Source organism: Sphingobacterium sp. GVS05A, from assembly GCF_019969845.1.
GTDB lineage: Bacteria > Bacteroidota > Bacteroidia > Sphingobacteriales > Sphingobacteriaceae > Sphingobacterium.
Genome location: NZ_JAHXYR010000001.1, coordinates 505565 through 530563 on the forward strand (window position 1 = coordinate 505565; position 24999 = coordinate 530563).

Consider the following 24999-nt stretch of genomic DNA (forward strand, 5'->3'; position numbering starts at 1 on the left):
TTTAGCATGATTAACATTCACATGGATATTTCTATTGTTGTTCCATTATTTAATGAAGAAGAATCTTTACCCGAATTGACCGCTTGGATTGACCGTGTCATGGCGGCCAATCATTTCTCTTATGAAATCATTCTGGTTGATGATGGAAGTAAAGACAACTCTTGGAAGATCATTGAAGAATTAAAATTGCAAAATGGCAATATTTCGGCCATCAAATTCAGACGTAACTATGGGAAATCCGCTGCTTTAAATGTAGGATTTGCAGCAGCTCAGGGTGATGTTGTGATCACCATGGATGCGGATTTACAGGATAGTCCGGATGAGATTCCGGAGTTGTATGACCGAATTATGAATAAAGGAGCTGATCTAGTTTCAGGATGGAAACAAAAACGTTATGATCCACTCACAAAAACAATTCCGACCAAATTATTCAATGGCGTAACGAGATCAATGTCGGGGATTCACAATTTACATGATTTTAATTGTGGACTTAAGGCTTACAAGAAGGAAGTTGTCAAAAATATAGAGGTGTATGGTGAAATGCACCGTTATATTCCAGTCATTGCAAAGTGGGCTGGATTTACGAATATTCAGGAGCAAATCGTTCAACATTATCCACGTAAATATGGTACAACGAAATTTGGACCAGGACGCTTTGTTAAAGGATTTTTAGATCTGCTGTCTATATTTTTTGTTGGAAAGTTCGCTAAGCGGCCAATGCATTTCTTTGGTGTCATGGGTGTTATGAGTTTTCTAGCCGGTTTATTTATTTCCGTCTATTTAGTCTGTCACAAACTGATGAGCATTGCCAGTGGTACGCCATTTAGGGATATCACTGATCAGCCATTATTTTTCTTTGCATTGACGGCGATTATTCTAGGAACTCAATTGTTTTTGACCGGATTTTTAGCTGAACTGGTTTCAAGAAGTAGTTCGGATCGAAATGATTATCAAATCGAAAAAGTCATTTAATCATTATGCGTATTGTGATTCTGGGGTCTGCCTATCCTTTGAGGGGAGGGGGGATCGCTTCTTTCAACGAACGATTGGCGACCCACCTTCAAGAATTGGGGCATGAGGTTGATATTTACTCTTTTACATTACAATATCCCAATTTTCTCTTTCCAGGTAAATCTCAATACTCAGATGAACCGGCTCCAGCTGGCCTGAATATACAGACGAAAGTTAATTCAATCAATCCGCTGAATTGGTTTAAGGTGGGCGGGGAACTAAGGAGGGCGAAATATGATTTACTTATCGTTCGCTTTTGGATGCCCTTTTTTGGACCTTGCCTAGGTACTATTCAACGACAGGTACGGAAAAATAAACATACCAAAATTGTCTGTATCGCAGATAATATCATTCCTCACGAGCAAAGATTTGGAGATAAGTTATTAATCCGTTATTTCTTAAAATCAGTTGATGCCTGTGTTACCATGAGCAAAAGTGTACTGGCTGACTTAAAAATGTTGAGCCCACAGATGCCAGCTGTCTATACGCCACATCCTCTTTATGATAATTATGGTCTTCACTTGAGCAAACTCGATGCTCGTAAATTGCTCAATATTGATCAGCAAGATAGAGTTATTTTATTTTTTGGATTTATCCGACAATATAAAGGTTTGGATGTTTTGCTAGAGGCCTTAGCAGATGCAAGGGTTCGAGATTTAAATATCAAATTATTGTTGGCCGGGGAGTTTTACGGAGACCCAGCACCGTATTTAGCACTTATCAAAAAACACCATTTGGAAAAGTCTATCTATATGCATACTGATTTTATTCCGAATCAGGAAGTTGGACGGTATTTTTCGGCAGCTGATTGTGTTGTTTTGCCCTATCGAAGTGCAACTCAAAGTGGTATTACTCAGGTTGCTTACCACTTTGATTTACCCATGATTGTCAGCAATGTAGGGGGCTTACCTGAGCTGGTACAAGATGGTTATGTGGGGTATGTCGTGGAACCAAATGTTAATAGCATAGCGGAAGGAATTGCGTCTTTTTATCGCCATGATAAAGAAGCACAATTCAGAACAAATATCATTGACGAGAAGAAAAAATATAGTTGGGATACCTTTGGGAAAGAGCTTCTTAAATTGATTGATTGATTGATTGATTGATTGATTGATTGATTGATTGATTGAAATACATCTATTATAAGCTTTGGAAAAAAGAGAAATTCTAAAGACCTCTTAAATGTCTAATAAACGCGTATGGCTGAATTTATTTGTATATAAAAGCAAATTTATCTAAGTTTGGAATACTGAGGAAGAAATTAAAAAGAAGGAGAGATTTTGTTGCCGTTTACACAGAGCAGTTTAGCAAAGATAGAGGAGTTTTTTAAGGAACAGGGCTATAAAGTTAGGTATGAAAAGGGATCATTCCGTACAGGCGCCTGTATGTTACAGGCAACAAAGGTTGTGGTTGTGAATAAGTTTTCGAATCTGGAGATAAAAATCCAATCTTTATGGAATATTCTGTTGGATGTAGAGATTGATTTAGAGTCCATTTCAGAAAAACTCTTTCCAATTTATGAAGAGGTATTGAAATCAAAAACAGCAGTTTGAGAATAACATTTTTAGGAACCGGAACATCACAGGGGGTACCCGTTATTGCGTGTCAATGTCAAGTCTGTCAATCTCAAGACAAACATGACAAGCGATTGCGTTCTTCCATTCTTGTTGAATATAATAATCATACTCTTGTCGTAGATACGGGGCCTGATTTTCGATATCAGATGCTGCGGGAGAAGGTAATGCATCTGGATGCGGTGTTGATGACACATTCTCATAAAGACCATATTGCGGGCCTGGATGATGTTAGAGCATTTAATTATCAACAGCATTCTTCTATCTCTATTTATGGAACGGAAGCGCTTCACGAGTCCTTAAAACGAGAGTTCTATTACGCCTTTACGGAAGTTAAATATCCGGGTGCTCCTCGGTTAGACCTAGAAGAAATAAAAGCTGGTGAGCCATTGCTCTTGTTTGGGAAGGAGATCATGCCCATAGAAGTATTGCATTATAAAATGCCAGTGCTTGGATTTAGGATAGACGATTTTGCTTACATTACAGATGCCAAATTTATTACTAGGGAATCGAGACGGTTATTGGAGGGTGTGAAAATTTTGGTGGTCAACGCCTTGCAAAAAGAATCCCATATTTCCCATCTGACCTTGCAGGAAGCCATTGAATTTGCACAAGATATTCAAGCGGAAAAAACCTATTTTACGCACATTGGACACCGGATGGGATTACATGCTGAAGTCTCACAAGAACTACCTCCAAACATGTACTTGGCTTACGATAGACTACAGATCGATATTGATAATTCTATTTAATATAAAACTATAGTCCATTTCTCGTTGTTATACCTATACAAAAACAGAATTAGGTATTAAATTATAAAGAAATGGGAAACTTATTGTACATCATCGCCGTTATTTTAGTGATCATCTGGGCGATCAGCTTTTTTGGAGGTTATGCAGGAGGTGGAAATATTATTCACATTCTATTGGTGATTGCAATTATCGTCGTGCTATTGCGTGTAATTCGCGGTAACGCCTAATCAATTCAGTATTATATCAGATGCAAATAAAATTGGGCAATTTGTAGGTCTTGTGAATAGGTGATTTTTATATTTTTGGAATCTCCTTCAACAATCGAAATGCGATTGCCCATCTTTTCGACAACCGAAGCATCATCTGTAAATAAAGGGTCTTCTTTTTGGCGATAAGCTTCTATAAGCAATTCTGCCTGAAATACCTGCGGGGTCTGTATTAACCAAACCTGATTTCGGTCGGTAGCATGATTTGATGTATTATTGCCAAGTCGTACTGATTCGATACTTTTTTGCGCAAGAACGATTGCTTTATGGTCATAGGCTCCCTGGAATGCCTTGGCAATTAATGAGGTGGAGACGATAGGACGGGCTCCATCGTGTACTGCAATATAATCGGTGGCTCCTACTTCAAAATTTTCTTGAATATATTCAATACCATTCTTTACACTTTCAAAACGGGTTTTACCACCAAAAGTCAAATGCACTGGCGTGCTATATTGCAGCTTTGAGCATAAATCTTTCCAAAATTGTTCCATTTCTTTGCTGATTACCAAGATAATTTCCGAAATATCTGATGATTGGTGAAAATGGTCGATGGTATGCATAATTACCGGTACACCGTTTAAATTAAGAAATTGCTTCGGTAAATCGCTATTCATACGACTCCCAGTTCCGGCGGCAACGATAATGACAAAATTCATGGACAGTGGTTGAAAGTTATTATTTAAAAAACGTGGATAGTTTGTTGCTACCCACGTTTAGAGATATTTTTTATCTAAAGCTGATTAGATGATCAACATCGCATCGCCATAACTGTAGAATCTATATTTTTCTTTTACAGCAACCTCATAAGCATTCATCACATTTTCATAGCCTGCAAATGCAGCAATCATTACCAATAAAGTTGATTCCGGAGTATGGAAATTGGTAACCATTGAATTCGCAATGCTGAAATCGTAAGGAGGATAGATAAATTTACTTGTCCAATCTGAGGCAGCCTTCAAATGATGATCTGCAGAGACAGAGGATTCGATTGCACGCATAGACGTCGTTCCGACAGCACAAACACGGCGTTTATTATCAATTGCCCTGTTTACTACTTTTGCAGCTTCATCCGTGATAATAAATTGTTCAGAATCCATTTTATGTTTCGTTAGATCTTCAACTTCCACTGTACGGAAAGTACCAAGGCCAACGTGTAATGTTACTTCAGCGAAATCAACACCTTTAAGTTCCAAACGTTTCATTAATTCACGAGAGAAGTGAAGACCAGCAGTCGGAGCTGCTACAGCACCTTCATTTTTAGCATATATAGTTTGGTAACGGAATTTATCTTCTGGAGTTGCTTTCCGTTTGATATATTTAGGAAGTGGTGTCTCACCTAATATCTCGATATTGCGACGGAATTCTTCGTCGGTACCATCGAATAAAAATCTGATCGTACGTCCACGTGAAGTCGTATTGTCGACAACCTCAGCCACTAACAAGTCATCGTCACCGAAATACAATTTGTTACCGACACGGATTTTACGTGCTGGATCAACCAATACATCCCAAAGACGAAGTTCATTGTTCAATTCGCGTAACAAGAAAACTTCAATCGTAGCTCCAGTTTTTTCTTTATTACCGTATAGGCGAGCTGGAAAAACTTTTGTATTGTTTAATATCATGACGTCTTTGTCGTCAAAATAGTCCAATACATCTTTGAAAATTTTGTGTTCAATTTTACCAGTATCCTTATGTAGGACCATCAAACGCGATTCGTCACGATTTTCAGAAGGTTCAGAAGCAAGCAATGATTCTGGTAAGTTGAATTTAAATTGAGATAACTTCATCTTTAATGATATATATTTTAATGTCTGCCTTTCAGTGCATTACAGTGCACCAAATACTAGGTTGCAAAAAGCATACAAAGTTATAACTTTTTTGGGTATCAAAAGGCCTTATTTCTAATTTATAGATATATTTTTATTGATTTTGACATTAAATCAAAACTATATTGTATTTTAGAATGCAATTATGTTATTCCTTAGATTGATATTGGAAAGTTGTCAGTTTGCGTTTTCTGCATTAAAGGACAATCGTACACGTACCATGCTTTCCTTGCTGGGCGTGACTATTGGTATTTTTACCATTATAGGTGTGTTTTCGGCGGTGGATACCTTACGAAATAACATTGAGGAATCTGTAAAAAAGATAGGAAGTAAGACACTTTACATAGAGAAATGGCCTTGGGATGGTGGCCCGAATTATCCTTGGTGGAAGTATTTGAACAGACCTGAACCTACGTACAATAATTACCAGGACTTAAGAAGCCGTATGACAACAGCGGAGTATATGGCTTATATGATCAATATCGGTAACACAACGATTAAGTATAAAAATAATTCTGCTCAAGGTTCATCGGTAAATGCCGCGACCTATGAAAACCTATATATTCAAAATTTGAATATTGTGGATGGGCGATATTTTGCGGAAAGTGAATCAAGAGGTGGTGCGCTGGTGACAGTATTAGGAGCCAATATCGCGGATGGGCTTTTTCCAAATGAGGAACCAGTCGGCAAGTATATTAGTATGTTGGGTAGAAAAATTCAGGTTATTGGTGTCTTAAAAAAAGAGGGCAATGGTGTGTTAATTAATACTTCCCCCGATGATACCGCTTTTATTCCATTTGAATTGGCTAGAAATCTTGTCAATTATGATAATTTTTCTCCGAGTATAGCCATGGTCATCAAGTCGAGTTATACATTGGGTGAAGCTGAAAGTGAAGCAAAAACATTGATGCGGTCGATCCGTCGTATTTCTCCGCAACGGGAGGAAAATTTCTCTATTAACCAGACGACAATGATTACGGGTGCATTAGATCAGCTTTTTGGTATCATCAATCTTGCTGGTTTTTCTATTGGTATTTTCTCAATTTTAGTTGGCGGTTTCGGTATCGCTAATATCATGTTTGTAAGTGTCAAGGAACGTACACACATTATCGGTATCCAGAAAGCATTGGGTGCTAAAAATTTCTTTATTTTATCGCAATTCCTTATTGAATCTATTGTGCTGTGTTTACTTGGAGGTGGGATTGGTCTTGCTGTTGTCTATTTTCTCGCTTTTATTGTTCAACTAGCAACGGGTGTAGCAATTGTTGTCAGTTTAAAAATGGTTATTCTTACGGTATCACTTTCTACCTTCATTGGCCTAATATCAGGTATCGTACCTGCTTTGATGGCCTCTCGGTTAGACCCCGTCGAAGCTATTCGAAGTAAATAAACTAACTATGGTTAAAAAAGCTCAATTTTCGATATTGAAAGGATTTTGGCTTTTGCTTTTTGCTTACAGCTGTGTATTGATGGCAGAGATTACATGGCGATACCATAGTTTTTCGTTGGATGCTAATTTCCTGATGATAAAGCAAACGGAAATTGAGTCGCTTTGGTGGTATAAATATGCTTTCTATTTGCATGTCTGTACAGCGATATTCGCATTACCTGCTGGTTTTACTCAATTTAATTCGGGGCTACTGAAGAAATATCCGCAACTACATCGGAGGATTGGTTACGTTTACGTATTTAGTATTTTGGGCGTCGCCGCACCTTCAGGACTATTGATCGGATCTGTCGCTAATGGAGGCTTATTTGCGATCATTTCCTTTGAACTGCTTGCTCTGGGATGGTTCTATTTTACGTTTCAGGCCGTTCGTCTGGCTGTTCAGAAGAAATTTAATGTACACCAAGATTTTATGTTGCGTAGTTTTGCACTAACCTGTTCGGCCATTACTTTGCGTTTCTGGAAAGTGATTTTGGTTTATCTATTTCAACCGAATCCGATGGATCTTTATCAGATTATTGCCTGGCTGGGCTGGGTGCCTAATTTATTACTTATTGAGTTTATTATTTATCGAAAAAATCATAATTTAAGAAACCATCATGATCTATCCAGATCATAAATGAAGTAAATTCATTCTTTTAACAAGACAAATTATAGAGATATGAAAAGGAATATCTATTTATTATTAGTGCTTTCCGCCATGATCGGCTGTAAAGAACGAACAAGTAAGAAGGCTGTTGAGCCCAAAGCACAAGATTCCGTTTTGCTTGAACAGGAGGCCCATCAGGAGCTTTATGGTAATTGGGTTGGGAATTTTGTGATTGATGAAAATTCTCTTGAAGATGGGGAGGGACTACCAAATACGGATTATAGCCCGAAAATAAACCTGACCATCAAAAAAATAACAGATAAAGGGAAAGTTTTTGGACAAAATGTGGTCAAGGGAAATCTACGTTCGTTGACAGGAAAACTTGAGGGTGACGGGAATGCGGTGCAGCTATTGCTAGATGAGCCAGGTGATAAGAAATCAGATGGTCGTTTTGAAATAAAATTGAAGAATGATACATTAATTGGGAGTTGGGTCGCTTACGACCAAGGGGTGAAGATTAAGAAAAGAAATTTCAAATTATTGAAAAAGCAATTTGCCTATAATCCAAATCTGATGTTAAATAATCAAGATGAAGAATATGGAACTTTGGTCGATTGGATCAACGCAAAAAAGAAAGAAGCGACAGATCAAGATGGTGATTCGACTTATACCTATGTGATGGAATATTATCGGTCCGCATCTCCAGCTGTGTTCAGTATAAATGCCTCTAAACAAAAATTGGCAGAGAAGGACTTAAAAAATCTGAAAAAATTAGATTTAGAGATTATTCGAAATACAATTTTTGCACGGCATGGTTATGCTTTTACTAAACCCTCTATTCGTCAGTTTTTCGATCCAGTAGATTGGTATGTACCGGTTTCGAAAGATGTAAGTTCGGAGCTGAGTCCGTTGGAGAAAGATAATATTGCACTTCTTACAAGATTTGAGAAGTATGCGACAGACAATTACGATACCTTTGGAAGGTAATCTGCATTTGTTTTTTGTGTTGCGTTACAACTGATAGAAAAAGGAACGGAAATGAAGTAAAAACGAACCCTGAAGATCGAATACAAAAAAGTAATGGGGGTACGAATAGAATTAAAGAAGAACGGGGTGTCCAAAAAAATTGGACACCCCGTTGAGTTTATGCCTTATTTAGTTCAACTGAACTAAACTTATTTATTTCGGATGGAAATAGCATTTTTATGTGCTTGTAGGCCCTCCAACTCAGCGAGTATTTCAACTGTAGATCCAATCTGTTGCAGTCCGGTTTCATTGATATGCTGAAATGTTATTTTCTTTACAAAAGAATCGACTGAAACACCCGAATATGAACGAGCATATCCTGATGTCGGCAAAGTGTGGTTGGTTCCAGATGCATAGTCACCTGCACTTTCTGGTGTAAGGTGTCCCAAGAAAACCGAACCTGCGTTGCTGATATGGCGTGTCAAGGATTCCCATTGATCTGTTTCTAGAATAAGGTGCTCCGGAGCGTATTCATTTGAAAATTGGATCGCCTCTTGGAGGCTGCTAACGATTACTGCATATGAGTTTTCGATTGCTTTAGAAGCAAGTTCTTTCCGCGGTAACACCGCTAATTGTGTTTCAAGTTGTATATTAACGGCATCTACTATAGCTGTGGAAGTTGCTACTAATACAGCTTGACTGTCTATGCCGTGTTCTGCTTGCGCCAGAAGGTCTGCTGCGACAAATTCTGGGTTGGCTGTTTCGTCAGCAATCACAAGTACCTCAGAGGGGCCTGCGGGCATGTCTATGCTCACGTTAGTTAGACCCTGTATAATTGATTTTGCCTTCGTTACAAATTGGTTGCCCGGACCAAAGATTTTGTCGACTTTGGGAATAGATTGCGTACCGAATGCCATAGCTGCCACAGCTTGCGCGCCACCAACAAGGTAGATACGTTTGATGTTGAGTAATTTTAAACAATAAGCAACAAAGCCATTAATCTTTCCATTGGATTGTGGGGGAGAACAAACGACGATCTCTTTACAACCGGCAATTCTGGCAGGTATACCTAACATCAATAGCGTGCTAGGTAAAACAGCGGAACCGCCAGGAATATAAAGTCCTACTTTTTCAATCGGACGTATTTCCCGCCAGCACTTCACACCAGGCATAGTCTCTACTGTACGTTCTCTTTTAAGTTGTGTGCTGTGGAATCTGTGGATGTTTTGGAATGCTATTTCCAAAGCACGCTGTTGGTCGCGGTGTATAGTAGTTGCTAATTCATCAATATCTTCTTCGTCCAAAAAGAGCTTGTCAAGTTGTACTTTGTCAAATTTTGCAGCATATTCACGCAAGACAGTATCGCCCTGCACCCGTACCTGCTGAATAATATCTTGGACGACTTCCTGAATTGAATTGTTCGGATCTGTATTCCGAGCAACCAATTGTTGCAGTTCCGCTTTTCCTAAAGATTGGTATTCGTATTTTTTTAGCATGATCGTAAGAATCGGTCAAGTTTAGAGAATGATTTTTTCAATCGGCATCACAACGATACCTTGGGCACCCTCTGCTTTTAGTTTATTGATTTTATCCCAAAAATCGTCTTCTGTAATTACGGTGTGTACGGCTACCCAGCCTTCTTCGGCCAATGGAACTACAGTTGGACTCTTTACACCATGTAATAAAGAAGTGATAGCGGGAAGGTTCTTTTTCTCCACATTCAATACCACATATTTGGTTTCTTTAGCCAATAGAACAGATTCTATACGCTGAACTAATTCGGCAAGGATTTCATTTCCTTCGAGACCTTTTCTACCAACTAAAATAGCTTCGGAATTTTTGACATCAGCAAAGGGCTTTAGACCATTGCTTTTCAAAGTTCCACCTGTGGAAACGATATCACATATTGCATCACTAAGTCCTAATCCAGGCGAAATTTCCACAGATCCAGATATCAATCGTATATCTGCATTGATTTGGTAGTCGTCAAGAAAATTTTTAAGGATATTGGGGTAGGAGGTCGCGATCGCTTTGCCATTAAGGTCTTTGATATCTTGAATAGAACTATCTTTGGGTATTGCAAGTTTTAAGGTGCATTTTCCAAATCCAAGTCGTTTTATATATTCCACTTTTGATTCTGTTTCGTCGATGATATTTTCACCAACAATACCAAGATCGGCTATTCCCTGTTCGACATAGCCTGGGATGTCATCATCTCTAAGAAATAATATTTCTAAAGGGAAGTTGCCCACAGTAGTAATCAAGGAGCTTTTGTAGTTTTCGAAATCTAAACCACAGTTTTTCAGTAATTGAACAGATTTTTCGTTTAACCTACCCGATTTTTGGATAGCAATTTTAAGATTTTTCAACGCTTTATAAATGTTAGCAGTAAATTATTAATAATAAGAAATCAAACTAGAGGGAGGGTATTCTACGTAAGAACACATTAAATTAACATATCGCCACATGGCGATGATGCAAATGAAAATGATGTACGTAGGTATAGACCATGTTTGTATTAATAACTGATAGCAAATGTATAGTAAATTAATGGGAAATACAAAATTATCATTTTAAAAAGTTAAAAGATTCGTTCTGTTGAGTGTGCAGATTTTTAAAATTTCGTATTATTTTCTATAAAGTTTGAAACATAGACTGGCAACTACTGGAAATTTCCTTATTTTTAGAAAGTGAAGCTTTTTATAGCTTAATGTTGCTCATAAACTGAATCTGTTGGAGCTAGCAGAAATACATTGTTTGTAGCAGCTTCTATTGATTAAAATATTAAGCAGTTGAAAAGGGCAAATATCATGTCAAAAATAATCTATAGTAGATGAAAAGAATAGTATTTATTTTAATGAGCTGGGTGACATGCCTGACGGGTACTGCAATTGCTCAGGAAAAACCGGCCTCGACTTTAGATATTCGTATTTTGGAATCTATAGCTGAAACAAGAACTGAACCCCAGACACATACTTTTAAAGTACTCTCCGATATCAACAACTGTGTGCAGGTTGCCGTACCTGTTGGTCTATTAGTTGCTGGTGCTATCAACAACGATAAGGCAATGCGTCAAAATGCACTTTATGTGGCGAGTAGTACCGCTGTGACGGCATTGGTTAATGTCGGAATAAAACATCTGATCAAGCGGAGTCGGCCCTTTAAAAAATATCCTAACTTTATATCTGTTCGTACGGCTGGTGGCTATTCTTTTCCTTCAGGCCATACTTCATCGGCTTTTGCAACAGCGTCAGCCTTGTCCCGTGCCTACTCAAAATGGTATGTTGTTGCACCGTCTTTACTTTGGGCAGGTAGTGTTGGTTATTCCAGAATGTACCTTGGTGTGCATTATCCAACGGATGTACTCGCCGGGGCGGTATTGGGGGCTGGGTCGGCCTTTGCATTGGATGGGTTAAGAAAATAAAATAGAAATAAGTTTAAATGAATAATTGATGCAAGTAATAAAAATATTGGTTGTAGGTTGTGGTAATATGGGAGCTTCTCATGCGAAGGCCTACCACCACTTGGATGGATTTGAGATTGTTGGCTTGGTCGCTAGAGGGGATAGTAAACATAAACTTAATACGGAGTTAGGTGCTGATTATGCACTTTTCGAATTATACGAAGAGGCATTGGAGAAAACTAAACCCGATGCTGTCTGTATTGCGACCTATCCTGATACGCATAAAGATTATGCAATTAAGGCTTTCGAATCGGGGGCTCATGTTTTTATTGAGAAGCCTTTAGCGGAGGATGTCACATCAGCAGAAGAGGTCGTGAGCGCCGCCATAAAGTATAATAAAAAACTGGTTGTAGGGTATATTCTTCGTTATCATCCCTCATGGATGAAATTTATTGAGCTTTCGAAGACTATGGGGAAACCTTTGGTTATGCGGATGAATCTTAATCAACAAAGCCACGGTTACATGTGGAATGTCCATCGCAATCTGATGTCTAGCCTAAGCCCAATAGTTGATTGTGGTGTACACTATATTGATGTTATGTGCCAGATGGTAGGTGTTAAGCCGGTACGTGTTTCGGCGATAGGCGCCCGGCTTACAGACGATATTCCAGATTGGAACTATAATTATGGTCAGCTTCAGTTGCATTTTGAGGACGGTTCTGTAGGTTGGTACGAAGCGGGCTGGGGACCTATGGTGAGTCAAAATGCCTTTTTTGTAAAAGATGTTTTCGGTCCCAAGGGTTCGGTATCCATTGTTGCTGACAAGGCAAGCAACGAGGGTAAATCGGATTCGGTGGCGGCGCATACACAAACGGAAAGCCTGCGGGTACACTATGCTGATTTAGACGCGAATAATGATTTTGTTAAAAAAGATGAGTGGGTGAACTTGGCCGATGAACCAGATCATCAGGAGTTGTGTAACAGGGAACAACGCTTTTTTCGGCAGGCCATCCTTGAGGATATTGATCTGTCTTCTTCCATGGAAGATGCGGTCAATAGTTTGCGTATAGCGCTTGCTTGTGACGAAGCGGTTAAAACAAAACAGACGGTATTATTGTAATTTTAGTTCATGTAAGATTTACTGTTTTTTTTATCCTTTTTATGAAAAATTGAGAGGGAAAAAAGCAATTAAATAAAAAATATAGCGGAAGGATAGGCTTTTTGGTCTATCTTTTGTTATTTAGCTACATATTTATCATTCTTATGAAGAATTTATTCAAAGTGGCGTTGTTGTTTGGATTGTCTATTCCTGTAGTGCATGGGCAAGATAAACAATGGCAGATGGAATTTGTGTTTAAAGGTGAGATTTCACCCGAAAAATTTGAAAATGAGATTCCAGAGTTTGCAAAAGAGTTTTACGAGCCTTTTCTAAAAGGAAAGACGGCCTATAAGAATGTTGAAGTCTTAGCAGATGCCAATTATTCTTCAGCTGTTGTTAATCAGAAAGAGCATGCTATTTTGAATAGAAAATTGGCGAAAACCTATTCTTTCTCAACAGGAGATGATATTGTAACAGCAGAATCTTATCATCCTTCTTATAAAATCGTTAGTAACAGGTTAAAGGAATCTGAAGGCCCCTATGTATGGATGCAAGATTTAGGAGAGATTGAAGATGTTGCTGGTGTGACCTGTAAAAAAGCAAAATTATTTATCAAAAATCAGGCGGATTCTGCGGAAGCAACTGTTTGGTATTCGGAGGCGGTGCCAACATACTACATGACTGCTTTTTCATTTGTAAATGATCTCCCGGGAGCGGTGCTTAAACTGTCGTTGGGTCAAAATACAGATTTGGGTTTTGAGACAACTAAAGTATCTAATGTTTCAACTGTGGAAGGTTTTCAATTGCCTCAGGATGTTAAAGTTGTTGATATATCAGGGAGTAGTCATACAGAAGAAGGCGAAGACGTAAGTTTGTTTGAAGATACTTTTCCCCTGGATAAGTCGCTCAAATGGGTGATGGTGAAAGATAATGATACGAATGATGAATATTATGGAATAAAGAGTTCAACCGGAGAAGAGGTTTTGCCATGTTCACTTTTTTCATTGGCCTATTTTAATGATCGTATTGCCATTGTTTCAGATAAGGACAATTACTTTTGGTTATTGGATAAAAAGGGGAACAAAGTCAATAAAACAGGGTTTGACTGGCTCACTCCAGCAACTGAACGATTGGCTATTTTTCAAAAAGATGGAAATTTTGGACTGGTCACACAAGAAGGGAAAGTTTTGCTTGATAAGAAGGAAAATATAAGTAAGTTTTTAAATAATTATTTGATGTTCTCTGAAGATGGGAAAATAGGCTTGTTGGATGAGAATGGGAAAATTATTATTAATCCTAGTCTATTATTTTTGGATGTAGACAGTAATGGTAAAGTTTTGGTGAGAGATAAAGAAGGGGAGGAGACCAAAACTCTTGAACTTGACGCGTTTATAAAAGAATATGTAAAGTGATTTAGATTTTTCTGAATAGAAGACTAAAGCAAGTCAGCATAAAAAAGCCTTCAATCTACTTAGATTGAAGGCTTTTTTGTTTTGATTATTTTTATATTCTGGTTAAGGAATATTTAGAAATTTGTGTGTCTGTAGGGAGATATCCCATTTTGGATTTTCCTTGACATAGTCAATAATAGACGGAGTCATTTCTTTGGATTTGGACCATTCTGGCTGAAGGTATAATTTACAATTTGGCCCAACTAATTGTGCATATTCTTCTCCCCAAGCAAAATCGCTTTTGTTGAAAACAATAACTTTGAGCTCACCGGCGGCATCGAGCACATCTTTTCTTGGAGCTTTGAATTTTTTTGGAGACAGACATATCCAATCCCATTCTCCACTTAAAGGATATGCACCTGATGTTTCAATAAAAGTTTTTATGCCCGCAGCGTGGAGACCTTTTGTGAGGTAATCTAGATTATAGATAAGAGGCTCACCCCCTGTGATAACAACTGTTTTAGCAGGATATTTTTTTGCATTTTCGATAATTGAATCTGCAGCTGTAAGCGGATGGATAGATGCATCCCAGCTTTCTTTTACATCGCACCAATGGCAGCCAACATCGCAACCTCCTAATCTGATAAAATAAGCAGCAGTCCCGGTGTGGTAACCTTCTCCTTGAATGGTGTAAAATTCTTCCATCAAAGGTAATCGTGTTCCGTCTTCTGGTACTTGATTCGACATAGTTAAAATTTGAGTCTGCAAAAGTAGCAAATATTAATGACTATGCTCAATTTCTCTTGTTGTTTTCGGTAGAATTCGTGTCATTTTTATTTGGTGGAAAAATTAATGACCATCTCAGGTTTCTTGGCAGTAGATATGTATTTTGTTGAAAAAATAAACTTGGCTATAAAAAGGAGAAGATTGTCCAAAAGGGGTAAGAGATCATAAAAAAACTGTTTATTACCAGAATTTTTGCTAAATTTGTTTCACAATTTATTTATTGAAAACATAAGTGTAATAACATAATTGTACATGTTGTTTTGTGTTTTCTATTTTTTAACAATATAAAAATCATAGTTGTAAATGATTAAAATTACACTACCTGATGGTTCCGTTAGAGAATATCAAAAAGGAATCACTGCAGCAGAAATTGCTTTATCAATTTCTGAGGGTTTAGCGAGAAATGTCCTTGCGGCTGAGGTGAATGGTGAGGTGTGGGATTCTGCCCGTGCGATTGAAGAAGATTCTAGTGTTAAGTTGTTAACCTGGAATGATACAAAAGGAAAATCTACTTTTTGGCATTCTTCGGCTCACTTATTGGCTGAGGCTTTGGAAGTTTTATATCCAGGGATTAAATTCGGTATTGGTCCAGCAATTGAAACTGGATTTTACTATGACGTTGATTTCGGCGATCGCGAATTTTCTTCGGATGACTTTAAGGCCATTGAAGACAAGATGTTGGAACTTGCCAAACGTAAAGAGACGTTTGAGCGTAAGGCTGTTTCGAAGTCAGATGCCTTAGCGTATTTTACTGAAAAAGGTGACGAGTACAAGCTTGATCTGATTAAAGACTTGGAGGATGGAAAGATTACATTCTATACACAAGGTGAGTTTACTGATTTGTGCCGTGGTCCTCATATTCCAAATACAGGGTTTATCAAAGCCATAAAATTGACTAACGTCGCTGGTGCATATTGGCGAGGTGATGAATCTCGTAAACAGTTAACTCGTATCTATGGAGTAACTTTTCCGAAAGCATCGGAGCTTACTGAATATTTGAAGTTCATCGAAGAAGCAAAAAAACGTGACCACCGTAAGTTAGGTAAGGAACTGGAACTTTTTGCATTTTCTGAGAAAGTTGGTGCAGGGTTACCTTTATGGTTACCAAAAGGAGCCGCGTTACGTCAAAAATTAATTGATTTTTTGCAAAAAGCGCAATTGAACTCAGGATATGAGCCTGTAGTTACTCCACATATTGGACATAAGCAATTGTATGTGACTTCTGGTCACTATGAGAAATATGGTGCAGATTCGTTTCAACCGATCAAAACACCTATCGAAGGTGAAGAGTTTTTGTTGAAGCCGATGAATTGTCCACATCACTGTGAGATCTACAAAGTGAAACCACGTTCGTATAAGGATTTACCTGTTCGTTTTTCCGAATTTGGTACTGTATATCGTTACGAGCAATCAGGTGAGTTGCATGGTCTAACTCGTGTGCGTGGGTTTACTCAAGATGATGCACACTTGTTCTGTCGTCCGGATCAGGTTAAAGATGAGTTTAAAAAAGTAATCGACCTCGTTCTTTATGTATTTGGTGCTTTAGGATTTAATGACTATACTGCACAGGTTTCGTTGCGTGATCCTGAAAACCGTACGAAATATATCGGAACTGATGAAAATTGGGCTTTAGCGGAATCTGCAATTATTGAGGCCGCTGAAGAAAAAGGTTTGCCGACAGTTGTGGAATATGGTGAAGCGGCTTTCTATGGCCCGAAATTAGATTTCATGGTAAAAGATGCCCTGGGACGTAAATGGCAGTTGGGTACTATTCAGGTTGATTACAATTTACCGGAACGTTTTGAATTAGAGTATACTGGCAGTGACAATATGAAACATCGTCCAGTGATGATTCACCGTGCACCATTTGGATCGTTGGAGCGTTTTGTGGCCGTATTGATCGAACATTGTGCGGGACAATTTCCGTTATGGCTTGCGCCTGAGCAATTTATCGTCTTGCCAGTGTCAGAAAAATACGAAGAATATGCGCAAAATGTTTTGAATTCGCTAAATAATTCCGATATTCGCGGACTGATAGACTTACGTGACGAGAAGGTGGGCAGAAAAATCAGAGACGCCGAAGTGAAAAAGCTTCCTTATATGTTGATTGTAGGGGAAAAAGAGGTGGAAAATGGCACAGTTTCTGTACGTAAACATGGCTCAGTGGAATTAGGCACTATGACTGCTGACGAATTTAGAGATATATTAATTAAGGAAATAACCGTTTAATTTTTAAACATTTGGCATTAAAAAGACCCGGTGGTCCAAGACCACCAATGAGAAAGAAAGAACCAGATCACCGCATTAATGAGTTAATAAAGGTACCTGAGGTACGTTTGGTAGGAGATAATGTGGAACAAGGAGTTTTCCCTACGCGCAAAGCGTTAGAGTTGGCTGATGAGTTGGAACTTGATTTAGTGGAGATTTCGCCAAATGCTGTACCGCCGGTTTGTAAGATTATCGACTACAGTAAGTTTGTTTACGAACAGAAGAAGAAACAAAAGGAAATCAAAGCTAATGCAAAACAGACTGTTATCAAAGAAATTCGTTTCGGACCTAACTCTGGTGAACATGATTTTGATTTCAAATTGAAACATGCGATTAAGTTTCTTGAAAGTGGTGAGAAAGTACGTGCATACGTACACTTCAAAGGTCGTGCTATCGTACACAAAGATCAAGGTGAGATCTTGTTGTTACGCTTCGCTCAGGCACTGGAAGATTACGGTAAAGTTGAACTTTTACCAAAATTAGAAGGGAAACGTATGTTTTTAACAGTAGCTCCAAAGGCTCCTAAAAAATAATAAGAATTCTAACAGATTGATATAAAATTTATAAGTATTATGCCAAAAGTTAAAACCAATTCCAGCGCAAAGAAACGTTTCAAATTGACTGGAACAGGTAAAATTGCAAGAAAAAACGCTTTCAAAAGCCACATCTTGACAAAAAAGAGCACAAAACGTAAACGTAACTTAACACAAACAAGTTATGTATCTGATGGCGACATGGGCAACGTAAAACGTATGCTTGCTATCGGTAAATAAGTTTTATTCGATTTTATTTAATAATAATTTTTTAACCGGGTACAGGGTCGTAAGTTCATTGAAATACATGGCACCTTTTACCAAACTAATTTTAAAAATATGCCACGTTCGGTTAACGCAGTAGCTTCAAGAAGAAGACGCAAAAAAATCCTAGGCCTTGCAAAAGGTTACTTTGGATCACGTAGCAAAGTTTATACTATTGCTAAAAATACAGTAGAAAAAGGTTTACAATACGCTTACCGCGATCGTAAAACCAAAAAACGCGAGTTTAGAGCTTTATGGATTCAACGTATCAACGCTGGAGCTCGTCAACACGGAATTTCTTATTCCCAATTGATCGGTAAATTAAACGCTAAAAACATTGGTTTGAACCGTAAGGTTTTAGCTGATTTAGCTTTAAATAACCCAGAAGCTTTCAAAGCAGTTGTAGACGCAGTAAAATAGAGTTTTTAATCCGTTATCAATTTGTTAGAGATATTAAAGGAGCCTTTTAGGCTCCTTTTTTGTTATCATTTGTTACCTCTTAGATTACTGTAGTCTTTTTTGGACGATGTTTGTATGTATAGCGGGGAACTGCTCGGCGTATTTTATTTGTCGGAAGCCCTAAAGCCTCTTTTGAACAACTGAAATTATCAAACTATAGGTAATAGCGATTTACACTCAATATTAGGTTTGATTTTTGTAGAATGAGCTATAAACATACAATTATGAAAACAAGAACTATCGCATTTGGATTTTCACTTCTTTTATTAGGAGGTATGGTTATGGCTAAGGGGTCAGGTTACAAAGCTCCAATAAATGCTGTATCTGATCAGCAGGGCAAAGTTATATCAATTGAGGGTGTGGGTAACACCCGGACAATAGAAGCCAAAGGAGGAGAGATAATCCAAATAGAAGGTGCCGATAATAAAGTCGTGATACGTGGTAATGTTAGTAAAGTTATTATTGAGGGTAAAGGTAATACAGTAACTGGAAACGACGTGTCAACTGTTACAATAGAGGGCGCAGACAATATGGTTAATATTGGTTCTTTGGAGACAGTGCAAATTGAAGGTGTTAAAAACCATGTTCACTACAAGTCGACTAAAAACAAATCTGGCCAAGTAAAAGTATCTACCGAAGGAGCTGATAATATGGTGATGAAGATGAAATAGCTGAAAAGGCACCAATAAAAAAGGGTTTTGCATGATATCATGCAAAACCCTTTTTTATTTAGAAATTAGCATCTAGTTTTTAGCTTGATTATCATCAGGCTGCTCCTGATCTATTTCGTCTTTTTGTGTTTTATATTCTCCGAATGCAGTTCCCGTATTTTGTTCTTGTATGGGATAGGGCTTTAAGAAATCCTGATCAAAAGGATGAGGAGTCATGGGCCGCGGCATAGGATTTTCATCGTCATATGTTCGAAGACAAGTACCTTTGACACGTTCGGAGTTATATGCGTAAGTTCCCCAGATACAGAAAAAGAGGATCGCTCTAATATTATCTTTGTAGGTCGTGAATAGGTCTTCTGTTTTATCTAAATATCCGTTGAAAATAAAATAGTATGCAATTCCATCAATTGTACAGAATATGGCCATAAATAGAGCGACGATAAAGAAGGTCTGGGCAAAAATATCCCTTTTTTTGATCAGTAGAATAACGCTATAAATCAAACCAGCAAGGATAAATACATTACCAATCATTTCTACCAGCAGCAGAATTTTATATGAAAAGGATGAAATACCGGCTACCTGATCAACTGCTTGCCAGGTGTTTAAATTAAAAAAGGACTGCTGGAAGAAAAATATACCAGATAAAGTTAATATATTGATAAATAACACAATAAGGAGTACGATCATCCATCCGCCTATTTGATAGTAATCAGCCTCATCATAGGGTTTGATGATAATAGGTTTGCTCTTGTTATACTTTTTAACAATATACCAGATCACAGTAGGTACCGAGACGATGAATAAAAGTAGGGTGAACCAATTAATCTCCTTCGATGATGTGGGTGTACCCAAGTTCGTTATTCCATCTGTCGCATATCCGTCAGCATCGAGATAGAAACCATTGAAAAATATATTGTCGCGATCAGCAAAATCCGTATAATACTGTTTCAGATCCTTTTGCTCAACAAAGGGCTCATGAAAACCTAAGGTATAAGCAATCTTAATACTATCTGGATTTATCTCCAATGTTTTACCGAATACATAGGCATTACGGTCGAAAAAGCTGTTTTCTCTATGGCTGCCAAATAGTTTTTTCCCCTTGTTAACCACGTAGATTTTATATTCGATATCATTGGGGAAAGGCAGGCTTAGTGGAGCTATACGATCTTCCATAATTTCGGGCAGCTTGTCGTTGATATTTGTGCCCAATATGGAAATATATTTTTTAGAAGATCCGTTTTCTGCTTTTCCGATATTTTTTATTTTGTATTTTTCGATGATCTCCACACGATTGTTTTCAATATCGTCTTTGTATTGGATATTGGTGATTTTATTGATTTTGGGATAGGTTTTCGCATAGTACTCCAGGTATTGCTTCTGTATATCGTTTTTGGCACTACTTTGAAAATAAGCCCGCATATTGTCCGCTTCGTTGCCGAGATAGATAGTGTGTACATCAAGGGTAGCTTCGAATTTGCCTTCAAGTGTCAATGTTTCCCTGACTTTAATATTTCCGGTAATATTCTGCGGTACATCTGTCAGTTTCCCTTTACCCATCGCTGAGAGCACTTTTCCATAGGCAGGGAAATATCTGTTTTTGATATCTCCACCTTGATTGGTGATGGTTGGATCTATATATTGGTAACGTCCGTCAACATTCACTTCAATAACCATGTGGTTGAAAGCATAAGGCGATGGGAGTTCTTCCTGTAGCCCGCGATCCTTATAGGTATTGGCTAATACCAGTCCTACGCCAATGTTCTTGTTTTTAAGTATTGTCGCTAGCAGCATTGACTTATCTTTGCAATCGCCGTAGCGCTGCGAAAACACTTTTTCGGGTACATTCGCCCGGTGTGAATATTCGCCCATCTCAATACCCATGTACCGTATTTCATTTTGTACGAAGTCACAGGCTTTTTTTAGGTACACATAGGGCTGTCCATCTGACTCTTTCCATAGTTGATTAACGAAAGTTTGAAGTGCGCTTGATTGAGCAATCTGTGGGATGGGATTGATCCTATTATTCCATTGATCTACCTCCAGCCAAGTATTGAATTCTGAACACTGAATATATTTTAAAGGGCTATACCAAGCCGGACTATAATTTTCGTATTGTACTGTTTTATCTTCGGTCAATTCCCAAAAGAAATTGGTTGTATTTCCTGCGGATTGTTGTTGTACTTCTGGAGCGCCATTGAAACTTTTGAATTGAAGTTTACGACCTTGAGGTACAATATAATTGAGATGAACCAAGCCGGTAGGCTCATAACCACGTAAATAATAGGTGTCGAAAAATTTGTTTTCAAATACAGGGTTTGCACCAATTATTGAATAGGCAAATACAATCTTGTCGTCTTTACGTAAATCCTCCAGGACACAATGAGCCATCTGACTTCCATTGTAGATAGATCTCGAAAGCTCCGTTTCGGATGCGAGGAGATTGAATTTTGCTTGCGGTAATAAGTTGATATCTTTCCCATTACGAATGATCTTCAACTCATGTAATTGAAGTTTTTGGAAATGCGGATCAAAAGTTACCTGAACTTGTCCCAGATTTTCGATTCCACTTTGATCAAATAATACTTTAATGTCCTTATAATATTTTGTTTGGCTCGCTAAGTTTATTTGATGCTCGATTAATTCATAGTAATACCCATCGCTAATATCATCCAGATTTGGTTTTAGGGCTTTTTTTGTAAGGGGGCGGAGCCAAGTTGGCGATGCTGTTTTTTGAATGGATGTTTGGCTAAACGACCAAGAGAATGCAGCTAGTACGACTACAAAAGCTAATAGAAGATGGCTAAATCTTTTCATCAATTAATAATTTAACCTAAGATAAGTAAAATTTGGACTTAACTGTAGCTTAATTTAAGGATCTTTACTAATCCTTATAGAGTAAAAACCTGGCCTGTCTAAAAAGAAAAAAGGGTTGCCTGTGTACATAGGCAACCCTTTTTTCTTTTAATCCGGAGATATTATAGTTTACTCTCTCTCTTTTTCTTTTTCTTCACTACTTTAGGCATTTGTGTCTGCTTCATTTCATACTGTCTTTCGATGTATTGAATGATTTCCGAAGCAATGTCCTTTTTTGTAGCTTTTTCTATACCTTCCAACCCGGGGGAGGAATTCACCTCGAGAACCAGCGGTCCCCGGTCTGAAGGAATCATATCCACACCACACACCGTAAGCCCCAATTGGGCTGCAGCAGCTATTGCAGTCTCTCTTTCGGCCTTACTTAGGCGTATGACTTGCGCTGTGCCACCGCGGTGTATGTTTGAACGAAATTCACCTTCTTTGGCTGTGCGCTTCATTGCCCCTACAACTTTCCCGTCAACCACAAAAGCTCGGATATCAGAACCTTTCGATTCTTTGATGAACTCCTGGATCAAAATATTATTTCCGAGGCCGTAGAAGGCTTCAATAACAGATGAAGCTGCTTTTTTAGTTTCTGCTAAAACAACACCAATCCCTTGCGTACCTTCCAATAGTTTGATCACTAATGGAGCGCCGCCGACCATACTGATTAGATCATCAACATCAGATGCTGTACGAGCAAAGCCCGTAATCGGAAGCCCAATACCTGCACCGGACAAGATCTGTAGACATCTCAATTTATCTCTGGATCTGGTAATCGCTTGACTTGGATTTGCGGAAATTACATCCATCACCTCAAATTGTCTAACAATAGCCGAACCATAAAAGGTGACCGAAGCCCCTATTCGGGGAATAATAGCGTCAATACCACTGAGATCCTGTCCTTTGTAATGAATACTTGGTTTACCTTGTTGAATGCCAACGTAACACTTACTGTGGTCTATGACAACACATTCGTGTCCTCTTTGTTGGGCAGCTTCTACGAGACGACGAGTTGAGTATAAACTCTTTACTGTCGATAATACGGCAATTTTCACGGTTTGTATATTGAATATATTTTTGTGCTAAGATAACAAAATAGCTTTGCTATTTGTTTTTATTTTGACGGGGACTTCAAGGAGAGATTTTCTTTGGAAACATCAACCAGAAATCTTCGATATAGAAAATTCTTTCCTAAAAGCATCGGATAAGTCATTTTGGAGCGATTTCGAAATGAAATCTTGATACTGAAAACTTGATCATAAAGTTTCGCTGTGGTTCGGATGTAGTAACGCTTTTCCTCCTGACCAAACGAACTTTTAACCAGTTTTGTTTTATAAAGTCTTAATTTTAGAACTTTGGTTTCTTCGGTCTCAAAATTGGTAATGAGTTCACAGAGAATCCAGTCCTGGCCATCTTCATTCACGATTTTATAGGAATTACAATGCAAAACAGATGAAGCAGCACCGGTATCGATTTTTGCTTCTATGCCAAATATTCCTAATTCAGGTAAATCTAGGGTCTCTTTCCAACCCACGAGAAGTTTTTCTTTCATTTAAACCAAATGGAATAGATGCACCAATCTCTTTAATAGAGGTTGGTGCATTCCTATTTTATTCGTAAATAAATTCTCCAAAAGGAGATGTAATCGTTACTTTTTTAGAAGTTGCCTCTTCCACACGACCGATAATTTGCGCCGGAACGCCGAACGACTCAGAGATGGCAATAATGTCCGCAGCAATAGCTTCAGGTACATATAATTCCATACGGTGTCCCATATTAAATACCTTATACATCTCTTTCCAGTCTGTATTAGATTCTTTCTGTATCAATTCGAAGAGCGGCGGAATCGGAAAAAGATTGTCTTTAATGATGTGTACATTGTCAACGAAGTGCAGTACTTTAGTTTGCGCCCCCCCCGAACAATGTACCATTCCATCAATTTGAGAACGGTATTTATCTAATATATTTTTAATGATTGGAGCGTAAGTACGCGTGGCAGAAAGTACGAGTTTACCCGCTGTCACTTTTTCGCCCGTTTCAACGACGATATCATTGGTTAAGTCTTGACTTCCTGCAAAAACAAGTTCGTATGGAACTGCAGGGTCATATGCTTCTGGATATTTCTCTGCTACTTTTTTGTTAAATACGTCATGACGTGCAGAGGTCAAACCATTGGAACCCATACCGCCATTATAGGCTTTCTCATAGTTCGCCTTTCCATTGGATGCCAAACCGACAATTACATTGCCTCCTTTGATCTTGTGATTTGAAATGACATCTTCACGTTTCATACGACATGTCACTGTACTATCAACAATTATTGTACGTACCAGATCACCAACGTCAGCAGTTTCACCACCGGTTGAATAAATACCGATACCTAAATCACGAAGCTCGGACAATATTTCTTCTGTACCATTAATGATTTCTGCAATGACTTCTCCAGGAATAAGATTTTTATTCCGTCCGATTGTGGATGATAGCAGAATATTATCGGTTGCTCCAACACAGAGTAAATCGTCAATATTCATGATAATTGCATCTTGTGCAATGCCCTTCCAAACCGAAATATCTCCCGTTTCTTTCCAATAGACATAGGCTAGGGAAGATTTGGTGCCAGCACCATCAGCATGCATAATATTGCACCAGTCCTGATCTCCACCCAAAATATCGGGAATGATTTTACAGAATGCTTTGGGAAACAGACCCTTGTCGATATTTTTTATCGCATTGTGCACATCCTCTTTTCCAGCGGATACACCTCGTTGATTGTATTTTAAATCTGACATCTTAGCGCAAAAATAAGCAATAGCGCTGAATTAACGAACCTTATTT

Annotated in this window: 25 protein-coding genes; 16 read left to right on the forward strand and 9 right to left on the reverse strand. The window is 38.2% G+C overall.

Going from position 1 to position 24999, the window contains the following annotated elements; genetic code table 11:
• The first annotated feature begins 21 nt into the window (after positions 1-21).
• The 5 genes from LC454_RS02155 to LC454_RS02175 all read left to right on the forward strand — a co-directional run bounded on the left by LC454_RS02155 (position 22) and on the right by LC454_RS02175 (position 3564).
• Positions 22-972 (forward strand): glycosyltransferase family 2 protein, encoded by a 951-nt coding sequence (locus LC454_RS02155; RefSeq protein WP_223580172.1) that lies wholly within the window; start codon positions 22-24, stop codon positions 970-972.
• A 5-nt stretch (positions 973-977) separates the two neighbouring features.
• The gene (locus LC454_RS02160; RefSeq protein WP_223578733.1) at positions 978-2105 is read left to right on the forward strand and encodes a glycosyltransferase; all 1128 of its coding nucleotides are present in this window, start codon (positions 978-980) and stop codon (positions 2103-2105) included.
• A gap of 186 nt (positions 2106-2291) precedes the next feature.
• Entirely contained in the window at positions 2292-2564 is a 273-nt protein-coding gene (locus LC454_RS02165; protein WP_120258387.1) for a hypothetical protein, read from the forward strand.
• Entirely contained in the window at positions 2561-3337 is a 777-nt protein-coding gene (locus LC454_RS02170; RefSeq protein ID WP_223578735.1) for an MBL fold metallo-hydrolase, read from the forward strand. The genes LC454_RS02165 and LC454_RS02170 overlap by 4 nt, the downstream gene beginning before the upstream one ends.
• 71 nt (positions 3338-3408) lie before the next feature.
• Positions 3409-3564, forward strand: a complete 156-nt coding sequence (locus tag LC454_RS02175; protein ID WP_120258385.1) for a lmo0937 family membrane protein — start codon at positions 3409-3411, stop codon at positions 3562-3564.
• A gap of 11 nt (positions 3565-3575) precedes the next feature.
• Here the strand turns inward: LC454_RS02175 and LC454_RS02180 are convergent, their stop codons facing one another.
• A complete protein-coding gene (locus LC454_RS02180; RefSeq protein WP_223578737.1) occupies positions 3576-4259 on the reverse strand; it encodes a 2-C-methyl-D-erythritol 4-phosphate cytidylyltransferase in 684 nt (227 codons plus the stop codon).
• A gap of 84 nt (positions 4260-4343) precedes the next feature.
• A complete protein-coding gene (gene queA / locus LC454_RS02185) occupies positions 4344-5393 on the reverse strand; it encodes a tRNA preQ1(34) S-adenosylmethionine ribosyltransferase-isomerase QueA (protein ID WP_120258383.1) in 1050 nt (349 codons plus the stop codon).
• Positions 5394-5577: 184 nt separating this feature from the next.
• On the opposite strand from queA, the gene LC454_RS02190 reads away from it, so the two are divergent.
• Genes LC454_RS02190 through LC454_RS02200 form a run of 3 tightly spaced genes read left to right on the forward strand, consistent with a single transcriptional unit; the run spans position 5578 to position 8455 of the window.
• The gene (locus LC454_RS02190) at positions 5578-6822 is read left to right on the forward strand and encodes an ABC transporter permease (RefSeq protein WP_223578739.1); all 1245 of its coding nucleotides are present in this window, start codon (positions 5578-5580) and stop codon (positions 6820-6822) included.
• Between the two features lie 7 nt (positions 6823-6829).
• Positions 6830-7498, forward strand: a complete 669-nt coding sequence (locus LC454_RS02195; RefSeq protein ID WP_223578741.1) for a DUF2306 domain-containing protein — start codon at positions 6830-6832, stop codon at positions 7496-7498.
• Between the two features lie 42 nt (positions 7499-7540).
• Positions 7541-8455 (forward strand): YARHG domain-containing protein, encoded by a 915-nt coding sequence (locus LC454_RS02200; RefSeq protein ID WP_223578743.1) that lies wholly within the window; start codon positions 7541-7543, stop codon positions 8453-8455.
• A 188-nt stretch (positions 8456-8643) separates the two neighbouring features.
• Here the strand turns inward: LC454_RS02200 and hisD are convergent, their stop codons facing one another.
• On the reverse strand, positions 8644-9930 hold the full coding sequence (gene hisD, locus LC454_RS02205) for a histidinol dehydrogenase (RefSeq protein WP_223578745.1): 1287 nt from the start codon (positions 9928-9930) through the stop codon (positions 8644-8646).
• A 21-nt stretch (positions 9931-9951) separates the two neighbouring features.
• Entirely contained in the window at positions 9952-10803 is an 852-nt protein-coding gene (hisG, locus tag LC454_RS02210) for an ATP phosphoribosyltransferase (protein WP_120258380.1), read from the reverse strand.
• Between the two features lie 464 nt (positions 10804-11267).
• Here hisG and LC454_RS02215 point away from each other — a divergent pair, with 464 nt between their 5' ends.
• The 3 genes from LC454_RS02215 (at position 11268) to LC454_RS02225 (ending at position 14348) form a co-directional block, all read left to right on the forward strand.
• Positions 11268-11858 (forward strand): phosphatase PAP2 family protein, encoded by a 591-nt coding sequence (locus LC454_RS02215; protein WP_223578761.1) that lies wholly within the window; start codon positions 11268-11270, stop codon positions 11856-11858.
• 28 nt (positions 11859-11886) lie between these two features.
• Positions 11887-12957 carry a Gfo/Idh/MocA family protein gene (locus tag LC454_RS02220; RefSeq protein ID WP_223578763.1) on the forward strand — a complete coding sequence of 357 codons (1071 nt, stop codon included), beginning with the start codon at positions 11887-11889 and terminating at the stop codon, positions 12955-12957.
• A gap of 143 nt (positions 12958-13100) precedes the next feature.
• Positions 13101-14348 carry a hypothetical protein gene (locus LC454_RS02225; protein WP_223578765.1) on the forward strand — a complete coding sequence of 416 codons (1248 nt, stop codon included), beginning with the start codon at positions 13101-13103 and terminating at the stop codon, positions 14346-14348.
• Between the two features lie 102 nt (positions 14349-14450).
• Here the strand turns inward: LC454_RS02225 and LC454_RS02230 are convergent, their stop codons facing one another.
• Positions 14451-15074 carry a 7-carboxy-7-deazaguanine synthase QueE gene (locus LC454_RS02230; RefSeq protein WP_104382573.1) on the reverse strand — a complete coding sequence of 208 codons (624 nt, stop codon included), beginning with the start codon at positions 15072-15074 and terminating at the stop codon, positions 14451-14453.
• A 342-nt stretch (positions 15075-15416) separates the two neighbouring features.
• Here LC454_RS02230 and thrS point away from each other — a divergent pair, with 342 nt between their 5' ends.
• The 5 genes from thrS to LC454_RS02255 all read left to right on the forward strand — a co-directional run bounded on the left by thrS (position 15417) and on the right by LC454_RS02255 (position 19308).
• Complete coding sequence (gene thrS / locus LC454_RS02235; protein ID WP_223578766.1) at positions 15417-17342, forward strand: threonine--tRNA ligase; 1926 nt, start codon at positions 15417-15419, stop codon at positions 17340-17342.
• A gap of 11 nt (positions 17343-17353) precedes the next feature.
• Positions 17354-17914 carry a translation initiation factor IF-3 gene (gene infC, locus LC454_RS02240; protein WP_120258375.1) on the forward strand — a complete coding sequence of 187 codons (561 nt, stop codon included), beginning with the start codon at positions 17354-17356 and terminating at the stop codon, positions 17912-17914.
• 39 nt (positions 17915-17953) lie between these two features.
• Positions 17954-18154 (forward strand): 50S ribosomal protein L35, encoded by a 201-nt coding sequence (gene rpmI / locus LC454_RS02245; protein ID WP_002993964.1) that lies wholly within the window; start codon positions 17954-17956, stop codon positions 18152-18154.
• A 99-nt stretch (positions 18155-18253) separates the two neighbouring features.
• Positions 18254-18598 carry a 50S ribosomal protein L20 gene (rplT, locus tag LC454_RS02250; protein WP_046674462.1) on the forward strand — a complete coding sequence of 115 codons (345 nt, stop codon included), beginning with the start codon at positions 18254-18256 and terminating at the stop codon, positions 18596-18598.
• A 263-nt stretch (positions 18599-18861) separates the two neighbouring features.
• On the forward strand, positions 18862-19308 hold the full coding sequence (locus LC454_RS02255; protein WP_223578767.1) for a DUF3060 domain-containing protein: 447 nt from the start codon (positions 18862-18864) through the stop codon (positions 19306-19308).
• A gap of 72 nt (positions 19309-19380) precedes the next feature.
• Here the strand turns inward: LC454_RS02255 and LC454_RS02260 are convergent, their stop codons facing one another.
• From LC454_RS02260 to LC454_RS02275, 4 genes are all read right to left on the reverse strand, one after another.
• Complete coding sequence (locus tag LC454_RS02260) at positions 19381-22122, reverse strand: DUF3857 domain-containing protein (RefSeq protein WP_223578768.1); 2742 nt, start codon at positions 22120-22122, stop codon at positions 19381-19383.
• A gap of 161 nt (positions 22123-22283) precedes the next feature.
• Entirely contained in the window at positions 22284-23219 is a 936-nt protein-coding gene (gene rimK / locus LC454_RS02265; protein ID WP_223578769.1) for a 30S ribosomal protein S6--L-glutamate ligase, read from the reverse strand.
• Positions 23220-23278: 59 nt separating this feature from the next.
• Positions 23279-23716, reverse strand: coding sequence for an ATP-dependent zinc protease (locus LC454_RS02270; RefSeq protein WP_120258373.1), 438 nt, complete (start codon positions 23714-23716; stop codon positions 23279-23281).
• Positions 23717-23774: 58 nt separating this feature from the next.
• Entirely contained in the window at positions 23775-24953 is a 1179-nt protein-coding gene (locus tag LC454_RS02275) for an AIR synthase related protein (protein WP_120258372.1), read from the reverse strand.
• Positions 24954-24999: the final 46 nt, after the last annotated feature.